Origin of the sequence: Pseudomonas kribbensis (assembly GCF_003352185.1) — a bacterium.
GTDB lineage: Bacteria > Pseudomonadota > Gammaproteobacteria > Pseudomonadales > Pseudomonadaceae > Aquipseudomonas > Aquipseudomonas kribbensis.
This window is the reverse complement of sequence record NZ_CP029608.1, coordinates 3,193,940-3,207,767: the sequence shown is the minus strand read 5'-3', so window position 1 is coordinate 3,207,767 and position 13,828 is coordinate 3,193,940. Positions and strand designations below refer to the sequence as shown.

At 52.4% G+C, this 13,828-nt stretch carries 10 protein-coding genes and 4 pseudogenes; 11 read left to right on the top strand and 3 right to left on the bottom strand.

Features of this window, described 5'->3' with window-relative positions; translation table 11 throughout:
- Positions 1-7 precede the first annotated feature (7 nt).
- From DLD99_RS14575 to DLD99_RS29120, 4 genes and pseudogenes are all read left to right on the top strand, one after another.
- Complete coding sequence (locus DLD99_RS14575) at positions 8-1,618, top strand: gamma-glutamyltransferase family protein (protein WP_114883091.1); 1,611 nt, start codon at positions 8-10, stop codon at positions 1,616-1,618.
- 118 nt (positions 1,619-1,736) lie between these two features.
- Positions 1,737-2,063: pseudogene (locus tag DLD99_RS14570) on the top strand (cupin domain-containing protein); the annotation flags it as partial.
- Between the two features lie 4 nt (positions 2,064-2,067).
- Positions 2,068-2,829 (top strand): annotated as a pseudogene (gene istA, locus DLD99_RS14565) (IS21 family transposase); the annotation flags it as partial.
- A complete protein-coding gene (locus tag DLD99_RS29120) occupies positions 2,826-2,984 on the top strand; it encodes a P-loop NTPase family protein (RefSeq protein ID WP_162803486.1) in 159 nt (52 codons plus the stop codon). The pseudogene istA and the gene DLD99_RS29120, both read left to right, overlap by 4 nt.
- Positions 2,985-3,347: 363 nt before the next feature.
- Here DLD99_RS29120 and DLD99_RS29300 read toward each other — a convergent pair.
- Both DLD99_RS29300 and DLD99_RS29295 read right to left on the bottom strand, forming a co-directional pair.
- Positions 3,348-3,542, bottom strand: a pseudogene (locus DLD99_RS29300) (cupin domain-containing protein); the annotation flags it as partial.
- A gap of 23 nt (positions 3,543-3,565) precedes the next feature.
- Positions 3,566-3,786 (bottom strand): annotated as a pseudogene (locus tag DLD99_RS29295) (helix-turn-helix domain-containing protein); the annotation flags it as partial.
- Between the two features lie 194 nt (positions 3,787-3,980).
- On the opposite strand from DLD99_RS29295, the gene DLD99_RS14555 reads away from it, so the two are divergent.
- The 5 genes from DLD99_RS14555 (at position 3,981) to DLD99_RS29110 (ending at position 9,960) form a co-directional block, all read left to right on the top strand.
- Positions 3,981-7,430, top strand: a complete 3,450-nt coding sequence (locus DLD99_RS14555; RefSeq protein WP_162803485.1) for a hypothetical protein — start codon at positions 3,981-3,983, stop codon at positions 7,428-7,430.
- Positions 7,430-7,921: a response regulator gene (locus tag DLD99_RS14550; protein WP_208647493.1), complete on the top strand. Its 492-nt coding sequence runs from the start codon at positions 7,430-7,432 to the stop codon at positions 7,919-7,921. Before DLD99_RS14555 ends, DLD99_RS14550 begins: the two co-directional genes overlap by 1 nt.
- Positions 7,918-9,165 (top strand): phosphorylase family protein, encoded by a 1,248-nt coding sequence (locus tag DLD99_RS14545; protein WP_114883087.1) that lies wholly within the window; start codon positions 7,918-7,920, stop codon positions 9,163-9,165. The genes DLD99_RS14550 and DLD99_RS14545 overlap by 4 nt, the downstream gene beginning before the upstream one ends.
- The gene (locus DLD99_RS14540; protein WP_208647492.1) at positions 9,155-9,646 is read left to right on the top strand and encodes a hypothetical protein; all 492 of its coding nucleotides are present in this window, start codon (positions 9,155-9,157) and stop codon (positions 9,644-9,646) included. The genes DLD99_RS14545 and DLD99_RS14540 overlap by 11 nt, the downstream gene beginning before the upstream one ends.
- A gap of 77 nt (positions 9,647-9,723) precedes the next feature.
- Positions 9,724-9,960, top strand: a complete 237-nt coding sequence (locus DLD99_RS29110; RefSeq protein ID WP_162803484.1) for a hypothetical protein — start codon at positions 9,724-9,726, stop codon at positions 9,958-9,960.
- Positions 9,961-10,282: 322 nt separating this feature from the next.
- Here DLD99_RS29110 and DLD99_RS14530 read toward each other — a convergent pair whose 3' ends face one another.
- Positions 10,283-11,071 carry a DNA-binding transcriptional regulator gene (locus tag DLD99_RS14530; protein WP_114883085.1) on the bottom strand — a complete coding sequence of 263 codons (789 nt, stop codon included), beginning with the start codon at positions 11,069-11,071 and terminating at the stop codon, positions 10,283-10,285.
- A gap of 135 nt (positions 11,072-11,206) precedes the next feature.
- Between DLD99_RS14530 and DLD99_RS14525 the strand changes: the two genes are divergently transcribed.
- Together DLD99_RS14525 and mhpB are read left to right on the top strand one after the other, a co-directional pair.
- Positions 11,207-12,865: a bifunctional 3-(3-hydroxy-phenyl)propionate/3-hydroxycinnamic acid hydroxylase gene (locus DLD99_RS14525; RefSeq protein WP_114883083.1), complete on the top strand. Its 1,659-nt coding sequence runs from the start codon at positions 11,207-11,209 to the stop codon at positions 12,863-12,865.
- Position 12,866: 1 nt separating this feature from the next.
- Entirely contained in the window at positions 12,867-13,820 is a 954-nt protein-coding gene (gene mhpB / locus DLD99_RS14520) for a 3-carboxyethylcatechol 2,3-dioxygenase (RefSeq protein WP_114883081.1), read from the top strand.
- Positions 13,821-13,828 lie beyond the last annotated feature (8 nt).

Genomic DNA, 13,828 nt, shown 5'->3' with positions numbered 1-13,828 from the left:
CTTTGCCATGCTGAATTTTTCTGCTCACGAGTATCCGTATCCGTCGCAACGCCAAAGCGTGTTTGCCCGCCGTGGCATGGTGGCGGCGTCCCAGCCGCTGGCCGCTCAGGCCGGTATCGAAATGATGCAAAAGGGTGGCAATGCGATCGACGCCGCCATCGCCACTGCGGCAGCGCTGACCGTGGTCGAGCCTACGGGGTGCGGTCTTGGCGGTGATGCTTTTGCCTTGGTCTGGTTCAAGGATCAGTTGCATGGCCTCAATGCAAACGGCCATGCGCCTGCAGCTTTGAGCATCGAAGCGGTCAAGGCTGCCGGTCATGAACAAATGCCGCTGTATGGCTGGACGCCGGTGACGGTGCCCGGTTGTCCATCGGCGTGGGCTGAGCTTTCTCAACGCTTCGGGGTGCTGCCGTTTGCTGATTTGCTGCAACCGGCGATCAACCTGGCGCGGGATGGTTTTCCGCTGTCACCCGTGGTTGCCCATCAGTGGCAGATTGCTCTGGACGAGTTCGGTCCCCATCGCGACGCGGTGCTGGACGCCTGGTTCGATACTTTCCTGATTGAGGGCAGGGCGCCGAGGGCAGGGGAGCTGTTTCGCAATCCGGCACAAGCGCGGACGCTTGAAGAACTGGCGCAGAGCCGCTGCGAGAGTTTGTATCGTGGCGCGTTGGCCCAACGACTGGATGCTCATTCGCGGGCGACTGGCGGGTATCTGCGAGCCACGGATCTGGAACATTACCGTGCGCAGTGGGTGGAGCCGATCCACATCAATTATCGCGGTGTGGATGTCTGGGAAATCCCGCCAAGCGGCCAGGGTCTGGTTGCGTTGATGGTGCTGAAGATTCTCGAAGGTTTCGACTTCGATCATCGTGACAGCCAACAGACCTGGCATCGTCAGCTGGAGGCCATGAAGCTGGCCTACAGCGATGGTCTGCACTACATCACCGATCCACTGCACATGCGCGTGGCGGTGGCTGATCTGTTGAGTGATGACTACAGCGCCCGGCGACGCGGGCAGATTGGCGATAAAGCTCAGCCACCGAAGCCTGGGGATCCACACGCCAGCGGCACCGTGTATCTGGCCACGGCCGATGGGCAAGGCAATATGGTGTCGTTCATCCAGAGCAATTATCACGGCTTTGGTTCGGGTGTGGTGCTGCCAGACAGCGGTATTGCGCTGCAGAACCGAGGGCAGGAATTCAGCCTTGATCCGGAACATGCCAACTGCCTTGCACCGGGCAAGAAGACGTTTCATACGATTATTCCGGGGTTCCTGACCAAGGATGGGAAGGCACTTGGGCCGTTTGGTGTGATGGGCGGGTACATGCAGCCTCAGGGGCATGTGCAGATGGTCATGAACCTGGTGGATTTTGGCCTGAACCCGCAGTCGGCGCTGGACGCTCCGCGCTGGCAATGGTTGGGAGGAATGAAGGTCGGGATCGAGCAGGGAGCTTCGAGGGATCTGGCCAATGCCTTGATGCGTCGGGGGCATGAGGTGCAGATTGCCTGTGATCTGACGGATTACGGCCGGGGGCAGATCATTCTTCGTGATCCGGTTAGTGGCGTGCTGTGTGGCGGGACTGAGCCGAGGGCGGATTCGCATATTGCGGCTTGGTGAAGTCAAGAGTAGAAGTGCAGCGAACGTCTTCGAATGTGAAGCCATTATAGGTTAACTACACTAAATGACCGTTTAGTCGAGTTATTACAGGCTGTATTGGAAATCGTTGGAGCAGGTCATGAATCCACGCTCGATTACTGCGTCAAACCTGATCGCATCACTGGACCTTGAACCTCACGTCGAAGGCGGATTTTTTCGCAGAACCTATCAGGCCGACCACCGGGACATGCTCGAAACAACGGGCGGTCCACGTTATCGGATGACGTCGATTTACTATCTGTTGACCGAAGAATCACCGGCTGGCCAGTTTCATTTCAACCAGTCGGACATCCTGCATTATTTCCATCTGGGCGATGCCATCGAGTACAGCCTGATTCATGCCGACGGCTCGCTGCAGACGCTGGTGATGGGCAACGACATTCTGGCAGGACAACATCTGCAACTGCAAGGGCTACACAGGCGGCATTATCCGGCTCAAATCCTACCTGGCACCGTTCAAGCGCCCGCGCCATGACCCAGTGGTGCGCTTCGATACCTCGCCCGGCCAGCAGGTGCAGGTAGATTTCACCACCATCCGCGGGGGCCGCAACCCGCTCAAGGCTTTTGTCGCCACGCTTGGCTACAGCCGCGCCACCTTCGTCCGCTTCGGCGCCCGCGAGGACAGTGATGCGTGGTTGGACGGCTTGCGTGAGGCCTTTGTCTATTTCGGCGGGGTGCCGGAGGAGGTGCTGTTCGACAACGCCGGCGCGATCATTCTGGAGCGCGACGCCTATGGCGTGGGCCTGCATCGTTGGCATCCCCGGCTGCTGGCACTGGCCGATGAATACGGCTTTCGCCCTCGTGTTTGCCGACCCTATCGGGCCAAGACCAAAGGCAAGGTCGAGCGCTTCAACGGTTACCTCAAGGGCAGTTTCATCATGCCGCTGGCGGCCACGCTTAAGAGTGCGAGCCTGCCTTTGGATGTAGCCACCACCATTGCGCATATCGGTCGTTTGCTCGATGAAGTCGTGCATCAGCGGATTCATGGCACCACGGGTGTAAAGCCAGCGATACGCCTGGCTGAAGAGCGTGATGTCTTGCTGCCCCTGCCGGCCGGCGGGGTTACGACAGCCCCGGCGGTCACCTCGCTACGGCTGGGACGGGTTCTACCGCACGAGAGTTTGCAGCACCCGCTATCGGTTTACGATGAGTTGTTGGAGTGGAGCCGATGAACCTGCAACATGTCCGCATCATCGAGCTGTGCCAGCAGCTCAAGATTGAACGGATGGCTGTGGACTGGGCTGGCTTGGCACAACAAGCAGCGACTCAGGAACAGAGCTTCGCCGACTTCCTGGAGCAGCTGCTGCGCGCTGAAGCCGAGGCTTGATGTAATCGAAAATATCACTCCGCGCTTCTTCGCGTCTTCCGCAGCTGAATAAACAGCAACATAAGCCTCAATTTTTCATCAGATTGTTGGCTGAATTAACCCAAGAGTGTTGCGCATGCAGAAGAAGCACTACGCAACAAATCCCACTTTATGCTTATAGCAACACAACAAGTGCAATTTTTGTTAAATATTTAATAAAACCAATAGGTAATAAATCGCACAACCATCCGAACACTCCTACTTTACAAAACTATATGTTACGAGATCAGCCCGGTTGCGCACCCGATTTCAATCTCCACCATGGCTCTCCAAAGCACCTTGCCTTTGATGCGCGGTGATCTCTCAATTTCAAATGTACGGCTCTCAATCCTCATCACGCGTCAGCTTTTCAATCAGCGCTCGATGCTGTGGATACTGCGCTGTGAGTATCCGCCGACTCCCCATTTCCATATCCGCAAAATCAAACCCTGGCGAAACCGCTTCGCTGATCAAGCCGAATCCGTTCTCGCCATTCAGCAGTCTGGAGGCTTTCCAGATTCCGCCTGGTACTTGCGCCTGGATTTCGCGCAACAGCACCGTCAATGCGGCCGGGCCGCCTCTACGCGCCTTGCAGATAGGTTTTGAAGGGATCGAGCTTGGCTGGACGCGGCGCTCGCACTGTATAGCGCGGCGACTCGGCCTCGCCACGCAGGTACTTGCGCACGGTGTTGCGCGACAACCCAAGCGTGCGCGCGATGGTTTTTATGCCCATGCCCTGACGGGCCAATACCTTGATTTCCACTGACTGCTCCTGGGTCAACATCTCGGCAGTTCAAAGCCGCCATGATGGCCCAGGGGGTCAAATTTGCGTTGGCGTTAGGGGGGCAGTTTTACATTGGCGGTGACAACTATAGGCAGAAGGCCATCACAGGGTTATGATCCCGGTCTGAAAAATTTTTGTGCTTCTAAAAAGGCGTTTCTAGCCACCAGGCCAAATGAAAGGAGCAGAAGAGCGAAATGGAATTGATTAGCGATTATTCAAAAGTTTTTATCAACTGCCAGCACAAATTTAGAGGCGTAATCGCTGATTTCAAAGCAAAAAAATTTGAAAAAAATCGCCGATACGATCGTTCCTTTAAATTTCGAAGTGGTTACAGGAAACACATGTTAGAAGCTCGTGCAGCTTTACACATGTCTTCATTTTCGGAATACCTCGCTTGGGCTTCATCTCAGATAAGGTCGCAATTACCAGAACTATCCCGTTTTCCAACCGGTTACGATGAATTAGAAGGGGTTAAGGTGGATGCCCCTATGGTCTCGCTGGAGCGCGAGATTCTATGGATTGTCGCCCGGATTAACGAAGATGCTGCAGTAATTAACAACTTCAGGTCAGCTGCTGAACATGTTGAGTACTTTTGGCTCAATGGACACATTGACGAAAGCATTGGGACGCTGGAGGCTTTTGACGCGGCGCACGGCGCAAGTTTTTGGTCGGTGCAATTGCGTATAGCATTAGAAAACGCCTCGGGCGGACTTGAAAAGCAAAAAAAATATACTTCAGAGGTTCGCTCCATCTATAAAAGTGGATTGCTGAACTTTATTGCGTACAACACCAGTGTAAGAAATGAAGGTCGCGTCGGAATACATAAGTTCCGCGAAGATATACGTCAAAAAATCAATAACCACTCCAAGTACGACCCGTCTGTAAAAACGTATATGTTGCACCGCATGATGGGTGAGTGGCCTACAAGCATTGAAGGCGTTGCCGATGTGCTTAGAGTAGAGCAAAGTCACTCGCTTGTTGATGTTTATGAGACGTTTATCAGTTTAATACAGCACGTTATATCAAACCCTGTGGCCAGCGAGATACAGAAGGCCGTTAAAGTTGCTTTGACGCAGGTTGAAGGTGTCAACGATTTTCGCCTATCAAAGGCACGGCTGTTTTTTGGAATCCATAAAGAACTAAATAATCTTCATCTCAGACCAGTTGCTGGAATTGATGCGCTTTTTTCTGGCCGTCTCGTGGAGGCGACAAAAATATTGCATGAGCAGCGAAGATCTACAATTGTGGACGCGTGGACTCATATCTATTCGGGCATGATTTATTCGCAGACAAAGTGCTACTCAACTCGTTCAATACCCCAGGCGATATCTAAGCTTATCGGGCAAATTTTGAGGCAGGACGCTACATCCGTAGATGCATACGCAATGCTGCTGAAAATGCTTGTGAATTTAAGCGGACTTCCAATTGCTGTTGCGATATATTCATTTGTGAGAATAATTTACAGGGAGTTTCCTGATGAATTGTGGCGTCCGGAGTTAGTATCGCTCAACACTCCATGTGTTGGGAGCGAAGATGTTGGCATTGCTGTCGAAAGGGATGAGAGTGCCATATGCAAATGCTGGTCTCTCTTAAGCCATCCTGAAGGAAGCCCTGGAGATGGTAGCTACTTAGAACGAATTTTTAGAGCGTGTGGTTTTATTCGTGCGAAAGCTTTTGAGCAGGCGCTGCAGGTGATGGGCGACGTGCTGACGTCTAACTGCAAGAAAGCTCCAGGTATTGAGATACCGTTAATACTGCACGCTAATTATTCCGCAGGTAACAAGGGTGAAGTTATCCGACTGATAGCCAATGAAGGGGCTACTTCCCCTAGTAGGCTTGGTTTTATTCCTATAAAAAATTCCTTGAATAGCTATTCGACCATAGACTTTGATGGTGTATCAGATTGGCTGGTGGCACCTACAGCTTTGCATATGTTGTGGAATATCACGGAGAATGAGGCTACAGCATCTCATCTAAGATTTAAAGTCGGGAAGATTATTAGACTCAAAGAATTTAGAAGTCCCGCTAAAGTTGTGGATTTAAAGGGGAAAGTCCCAGATCACTTGTTGGTATATTTCTTAAGGGAAGTATGCATTCCATCTTTAATAGACCAAGCTCGAGTGGTTAGTACGACTGCTGCCATATTGGATCAGCGAATGGATGTGTGTAGCGTCCTTCGTAGTCTAGATCCTCAGAATTCGAGTAAATACGAAGATGAGATTCTAGATATTACAAATCGGGAGGTTCTAGAAGCGGGGCAGCGAATTGTTGATGGGACACGTATACATGTTGATACGGACTCTCTTGCTAGATGGGCGGGTCGAGAGTTAGTAGAAGATTTTTACAGATATAGAGATTTGGCTAAAGTTGTAACAACCCTTGAGTATGACGATGTCATGGAAGGGCTCCTTGTTGATGGCCAGCTACCAAACACCACGCCCGTTTTCGATGAGGCGGACGCGGTGCTGTATTCATTGTTATCGAAAATAAAAAATGAATTTTTGAACAACTCTTTATTTGGTTTGGATTATTATTTAAGCAAAAGAATTCGGCATCAATCATTTGTTGGACTGATTCGGGGTCCGCTTCAGTTGCAAAATATCATCACAAAAAAAGAGGCTGATGATAAAGGATATAATGAGAATGCTACATGGCTAGAAAAATTTAAAGACTGTAATAAGGAAAATCTGTATAGCTTAAGCAAGCTGTTTCAGAAGCTTTCCACCGATTTCGATAATGCGTTATTGGTAGCGAAAGATAATAAACTGCAGATAAAAAATAAAGAACATCCTTTGGGGGTGTTTGATATCGAAATAAGCCCGCAAATTATTCCGGTCATCAGAGTCCTGTTGCAAGATCATGACCTGCAGGGGTTCGTTAAAGGGACTCTTGCGCTTCTTTGGGCTTATCTTGAGAAGTCGTTAGGAGATGCACGAAAATTACTAGCGGAGGAGTTGAAGTCTGAACTCAGCTACATTTTTGATGAGTTTCGTGCTCAATCAAAGAAATTAGTCGAAGGTTCCTCTTCACAGCACGACCTGGACAGGGCAGTTGGAGATTGCTCTGTTGAGGTCCAGTTAGCCCTCGATGACGCGGCCAGTTGGTTCCATAAAATCAATGATGCCGATACCCTCGGCCGGACTTTCGATATTAGTCAGGCTCTTGAGATATCAATCAAAGCTGCAAAAAAATGTTTGCGAGGGTTTGAGCCTGAGATTGAGACTAAGTTTTCCTGTGATGACGTGAGAGTTATGCCTAGTACGTTAGTGCTATTGCATGATGTGCTATTTGTATCACTCGACAATGCGCGTGTACATTCAGGATTGAAGAAGCCAACCATCACGATCACTGTCGCCCCCGATCTTGAACAGGAAATATTCTCCATAGATGTGAGTTGTAACTCAAAGCCAAGTATCAGGCAGGCTGCAGAGAAGAAACTCGCCGAAATTAGGGAAAAAATTGATCGCGGAGAATACGATACTAAAACTAAAACAGAAGGAGGTAGCGGCTTATATAAAATTGCCGCAGTCGTAAAACAGTCTTCCAAGGGTGAAATGAGTTTCGGCTTTAAAGCCGACGGCCAATTTTCGATAAGTGTTATTTATAACTTTCTCATTCAGACCCGGCAAGCGGCGGAAGCCTAATGATTGATCGAGAATTGGTTGTACTCATAGTGGAAGATGAAACTCCTAAAATTACTCAGATCGAGCTATTTCTGCGGAGCCTTTGCATTCCAATGAAGATAGATCATGCTAAATCTGTAAACTCGGCACTTGATAGGCTCGACGAAGGCACTCCAGATTTGCTACTACTGGATATGTCTTTACCTACTATGGATATAGATATTGTAGGTGGTGAAGCAGGCGGTCGCCCACAAGGTTCTGGAGGAATAGAAGTCTTGCGGAATATGGGGTACGCAAATATTTCTTGTCCTGTTATTGTTATTACAGGCTATGAGGCATTCCCCCGCCAAGGAGGAAATGTAGATTTATCCGGAATAGCGAAGGAGCTTAAAGAGGAATTTCCAACGCTATTGCGCAGTGTGCTTCACTATAATTCCACCTATGAAACATGGAAAGACGAACTCAGGGTGGCATTTAAGGAGTTAGAGTTCAAGGGAGGTCGTGGAATATGAAGATCCTCATAGCTGACGACTGTCCAACAAGGTATGGTGCTCTTCTTCAACAGCTGATGGATTATGGAGTTGATCGAGTTGAAGATGTAGAGATAGTTGTATGTGCTTATGATGCGCTATGCAGTCTGGAGAGCAACTACTACGACTTGCTAATTTTGGATATTGTGCTTCCATTTTATAAACACGATAAAGCCACAACACATTCTCATTCTTTGGACTTGCTGCATCAAATTAATGTTGACGAGGATATTATTAAACCTGGAAAAGTTATAGGAATAACTGCTGACAAGGCTGCGGCAGAAGCTGCTAGTGATAAGTTCTCTGAAGGGACTTGGGTAATTATTGAGTATGCCGATCATTCTGAAACGTGGATGTCGAGAATAATCAATTGCGTAAGTTATATTAATCGAAGCGCTGTTTCCGGCGGAATTCAAATTGATAGGTGCTCAGTAGATGTTGCGATTATATGTGCGCTTGAGTCTCCAGAGTTCGAGGCCGTTCTCGATTTGCCGTGGAATTGGGGGGCTGCTCGTCCTATAGATGATTCGGTATTTGTCAGGGACGGCTGGTTTCTTCTTGGAGATACTCGAATAACTGTAGTGGCTACATTTGCTTCGCGTATGGGGATGATATCAACTGCGATAAAAAGCGCATCGCTCATCAATGCGTTGAGTCCAACTATTATGGTGATGACAGGAATATGCGCTGGTGTAAAGGATAAGGTGTTGCTTGGAGACGTACTTTTTGCAGATCCTGTGTGGGACTTTCAAAGCGGTAAACGTTTGATAGATGCCGGAAAGCCTAAGTTTTCATCCGCGCCCCATCAATTACCAGCGGATCAACGGATAAGAGCTCATTTTGAACAGTTACGCTCTGAAAAGGCTTTTTTTAACGAATTGCCAAGTATGTATTCGGAAGACTGTAAGTTCAAGACTACTCTTCATGTTGGGCCTGTCGCTTCGGGCTCTGCTGTCTTGGCTGACGGCCACACGATTGAAGAAATTAAGATTCAGCAACGTGATTTGCTCGGTGTCGAAATGGAGATTTATGGCCTATATGCAGCAGCAGCTGTTGCTAACGGTCAGCAACCCAAGACCTTTGCTCTAAAAGGTGTTTGCGATTTTGCGGACCCTGATAAAGAAAATGAAGCACAACGATATGCCGCATTCGCGAGTGCCAAAGTTCTAGAAAAATTTTTTCAAGTTTATGGAGGGCGTTTTTTTGGAAAGTCAGATGGACAGTAATGAGAATGCAAAGATTTCGCTTGAGCATGCATGGCGCTATTTTCAGCTGCACGCTCAGCAACGTATGACAGTGTTTAATTTTTACCTGGTTATCACAGGGTTAATTGCTGCTGGCTTAGGTACATGCATTTCACAAGGCGATAAGTTAGTGACAGTTGGTGGTCTTTTAGGGCTGTTCCTGAGTTTCATTACGTTCATTTTTTGGAAGCTTGATCAGCGGGTTTCTTTGATGATAAAGAAATCTGAGTGCGCAATCATATCGCTCGAGAAAATCCTAGCGGCTCCGAAAGTTAGCTTGTTTTCGGAGGATATGGAGCCTCAAATAAAGGGGGCTTTTTCAATAATCGCTCCTTGGACATACGGTCGTTCGTTTCGGATTTCTTTTCTGATTGTGGGTCTGCTAGGACTATGTTTCGCAGGAAATAGCTTCGTTCCTGAAGGCGTATTAAAAAAAACGGCAGCATGTATCCAAGGCCTATAACCAGACATTAGCGAGTCAAACAGCTTCTCCAGGCGCTCCAGGCGCATGCTCAGTCGCCAAAGCATGTCGGGATCGGCATGACTTTTCAGCAGGCGCTGAACACAACTTTTGACGAAAGCGTAGGCCATACGCCAGTTGGGATGGTAGTTGGCTGCAGTCTGGGCGCCATGATTCCTGGCCGTGATGAAAAACGTCTCAAGACAGGCTTCAAGCTCATCGAATTTGAGCTCCGCAATCAAGCGATCAAGCGATCAAGCGATCAAGGCAGTCAGCCTGGTAAAGCCGTTTGGCCGACTGGTACAGCTGTTCGATGACGGACAGCTGGGTTCGTAGTGTGGACGGCGCCAAGCTGGCACCGTCCAGTGCAGACCAGACTGTTGACCAATAGCGCGGTCGTCCACGGTCATCGGTCAACAACCAACCAACGAGTCCGGAAGGCACGTAAATGTCTTTCAAATGAATAACAGGCATAAGTGCAACAGCTGAAGCTGCTCCTTATGGCAGGAAGCGTTGCATTTGAGCCTAGGTAATTTCCTGTGGAACGCAACACACACGAACAGGCTCGGCTTACGTGTAATGTATATTATGTTAAATTATGTGTCAGAGCGGAACTTTACGAAACCTGCTTATGGCCTGTCACTCCGATTCGCAACTCAACTCAACCTGGATCTTTCGCACCACACTGTGCATCGCTGGCAGGTAACGCCGAGCCGCTTCCTCCACCGACATCGCCTTGGCGATGTACACCAGGTTCAGACAGCCCATTAGCCGCGCCTCATGGGTGATCGGAATGGCGATGGCGGCGATCTTGCGCTCCTGGCCCCAGTGGGAATTATTTTCTCCGTATCCCTTGCTTACCGTATGTTCCACCAACCTTTCAATAAAACGCCGGTCCGCTGCCAGCGCGGATTGCTCGTCTTCGCGGCTGATCATCAACTCAATCAGCTCTTCACGTTCGGCCGGCGGGCAAAAGGCGAAGTAGGCGCGCCCGGTGGCGGTCATCAACAACGGCAGGCGCCGCCCGACCATGGAACGGTGGAACGAAAGGCGACTGAAGCGATGGGTAGTCTCGCGAATCACCATGGCGTCGCCGTCCAGGGTGCACAGATCGGTGGGCCAGACTACCTCTTGCAGTAGCTCGCCCAACAGCGGAGCCGCGATGGACGAGATCCACTGCTCATCGCGAAAACCCTCACTCAATTCCCGCACTTTCAAGGTCAGCCGATAGCTGTCGTCGGACTCGCTGCGCCGCACGTAACCCTCGGCCTGCAAGGTCTCCAACAGGCGCCTGACGGTGGTGCGGTGCAGCCCACTCTGCTCGGCCAGTTGAGCCGTGCTGGCGCCGCCGTCGAAGCGATTCAGGCCGTTGATCAGGGCCAGCCCGCGCATCAATCCACGCACGGCCTTGTATTCGGTCTCGCTCATCGAATCGCTCCGTTCTGCTTGTAAATCAACGTTGTGCACCTGGTGCACACTAACAAGGGTTGTCGTTGTCGACCAGCCCGACCATTTCCATACTGCGCCCAACAAGAAATCCAAAAGCGCTGTAGGGAGATATCCATGAGTTCTGCACCCACGCCTACCCCATTGGAGCTGAGCACCGACGTCGCCATCGTCGGCGCCGGTCCCGTCGGCTTGATGATCGCCAATTACCTTGGCCAGTGTGGCGTGAAAGTCACTCTGGTGGAAAAACTCGACAGCCTGATCGACTACCCCCGCGCCATTGGCCTGGACGATGAAAGCTTGCGTACCTTCCAGGCGGTGGGCCTGGCCGACGCCGTGCTGCCCCACACCACCCCTTGGCACGCGATGCGGTTCCTTACTCCCAAGGGTCGCTGCTTCGCCGATATCCAGCCCAAGACCGATGAGTTCGGCTGGGCACGACGCAACGCCTTCATCCAGCCCCTGGCCGACCGCGTGCTGTTCGACGGCCTGCAACGCTTCGATAACGTCAAAGTGCTTTTCAGTCGCGAACTGGAGAGCTTCGAACAAAGCGACAGCGCCGTTGTGCTCAACCTCAAAGATCAAAACGGTCGCGGCGAGCGCCTGAATGCCCGCTACCTGATCGGTTGCGACGGCGGCAACAGTCTCGTGCGGCGCAGCCTGGATATCAGCTTCGAAGGCAAGACCGCGCCGAACCAGTGGATCGTGGTCGATATCGCCAACGATCCGCTGGGCACTCCTCACGTTTACCTGTGCTGCGACCCGGTGCGCCCTTACGTTTCCGCTGCCCTGCCCCATGGCGTTCGGCGTTTCGAATTCATGGTCATGCCCGGAGAGACGGAAGCCGAGCTGAGCAAACCGGAAAACATGCGCAAGCTGCTCGGCAAAGTCTTGCCCAACCCGGACCACATCGAGCTGATCCGCAGCCGCGTCTACACCCACAACGCCCGTCTGGCCGGACGTTTCCGTCAGGGGCGGGTGCTGCTGGCCGGCGATGCCGCGCACATCATGCCGGTATGGCAAGGCCAGGGTTACAACAGCGGCATGCGCGACGCGTCCAATCTGGCGTGGAAACTGGCGATGGTGATCCAAGGCCTGGCCGCCGATAGCCTGCTCGACAGCTACGAACAGGAACGTCGCGACCACGCCAAGGCAATGATCGATTTGTCAGTACTTGCCGGTCACGTACTGGCGCCGCCCAAGCGCTGGCAAGGTACCTTGCGCGATGGTGTGTCCTGGTTGCTGAACTATCTGCCGCCGGTCAAACGCTTCTTCCTGGAAATGCGCATCAAGCCGATGCCGCAATACACCAAGGGCGCACTGATCACCGCGCAAGACAGTGCATCGCAGGTGGGCAAAATGTTCATCCAGCCGCAGGTGCTCACCGAAGCCGGCGAGCGGGTGCTGCTCGATGAAGTGATCGGCAAGCATTTCGCAATCATTGCCTGGGGCTGCGATCCGACCTGGGGCCTTTCGGCTGGGCAAATCGAACAGTGGCAGGCGCTGGGTACGCGCTTCATTCAGGTGCTGCCGGACGTCCAGCTCAAGGCCGCCAGCGATGCCGGCAAACACGTGATTCGCGTCGGTGACAGCACCGGCCGGATCCGCGAGTGGTTCGCCCACGGTGCCTCGTCCATCGCCCTGGTACGCCCGGATCGTTTTGTTGCCGGTTTGGCCATTCCGCAAACCGTGGGTCAGGCCTGCGATCAGTTGATCCTTGCGCTCAAGGCTCTGCCGCACCCGGCCGCGACTTTCGTCGCCAGCAAGGTGGCCTGAGATGAGCGCTTATCTGCACTGCATGTCCCACACGCCGCTGGTGGGGTTCGTCGACCCCGAACCGCAGGTGCTGGCCGAAATTGACGGCATGACTGCCGCGGCCCGTGAGCGTATTGCCCGCTTCGCCCCGGAGTTGATCGTGCTGTTCGGCCCGGACCACTACAACGGCTTTTTCTACGATGTGATGCCGGCGTTCTGCATCGGTATGGCTGCCCATGCAATCGGCGATTTCGGTACGGCTGCCGGTGAACTCGACGTGCCCAAGGCGCTGGCTGAATCGTGCGCCCAGGCGGTACTCAATGCCGGGGTCGACACCGCCGTCTCATATTGTATGCAGGTCGACCATGCCTTCGCTCAGCCACTGGAATTGTTGCTCGGCGGTTTGCAAGGCTGTCCGGTAATCCCGGTGTTCATCAATTCGGTGGCGGTCCCCCTGCCCGGTTTCAAGCGTGCCCGCTTGCTCGGCGAGGCCATCGGTCGATGGGCCAAAACATTGAACAAACGTGTGCTGTTTCTGGCCTCCGGCGGCTTGTCGCATCAGCCACCGGTGCCGGAGCTGGCCAAGGTCGATGCGCGTATGGCGGACCGGCTGATGGGTAGCGGCCGCGATCTGCCTGCCGATGAGCGCCTGGCCCGCCAGAACCGGGTCATCCAGGCCGCGAGGGATTTCGTTCAGGACCAGCACTGCCTGCATCCGCTCAACCCGATCTGGGACCAGGGCTTTCTCGACAGCCTCGAACAGGGTCGCCTGAGCGTCTTCGATGGGCTGGGTAATGACGAACTGTCGGCACTGGCCGGCAAGTCCACCCACGAAGTGAAAACCTGGGTCGCGGCGTTCGCCGCCCTCTCCGCCTTCGGCCCGTACCAGACGGAAGACCGCTACTACCGACCGATCCCTGAATGGATCGCCGGCTTCGCCAGCCTCGGCGCACGACCACAGCACAACCATCACTGAATTTCGAG

Coding starts and splice junctions, on each gene's coding strand:
- DLD99_RS14555 (WP_162803485.1), top strand. CDS start 3,981: ATGGAATTGATTAGCGATTATTCAAAAGTTTTTATCAACTGCCAGCAC.
- DLD99_RS14550 (WP_208647493.1), top strand. CDS start 7,430: ATGATTGATCGAGAATTGGTTGTACTCATAGTGGAAGATGAAACTCCT.
- DLD99_RS14530 (WP_114883085.1), bottom strand. CDS start 11,071: ATGAGCGAGACCGAATACAAGGCCGTGCGTGGATTGATGCGCGGGCTG.
- DLD99_RS29110 (WP_162803484.1), top strand. CDS start 9,724: ATGACTTTTCAGCAGGCGCTGAACACAACTTTTGACGAAAGCGTAGGC.
- DLD99_RS14545 (WP_114883087.1), top strand. CDS start 7,918: ATGAAGATCCTCATAGCTGACGACTGTCCAACAAGGTATGGTGCTCTT.
- mhpB (WP_114883081.1), top strand. CDS start 12,867: ATGAGCGCTTATCTGCACTGCATGTCCCACACGCCGCTGGTGGGGTTC.
- DLD99_RS29120 (WP_162803486.1), top strand. CDS start 2,826: ATGAACCTGCAACATGTCCGCATCATCGAGCTGTGCCAGCAGCTCAAG.
- DLD99_RS14525 (WP_114883083.1), top strand. CDS start 11,207: ATGAGTTCTGCACCCACGCCTACCCCATTGGAGCTGAGCACCGACGTC.
- DLD99_RS14575 (WP_114883091.1), top strand. CDS start 8: ATGCTGAATTTTTCTGCTCACGAGTATCCGTATCCGTCGCAACGCCAA.
- DLD99_RS14540 (WP_208647492.1), top strand. CDS start 9,155: ATGGACAGTAATGAGAATGCAAAGATTTCGCTTGAGCATGCATGGCGC.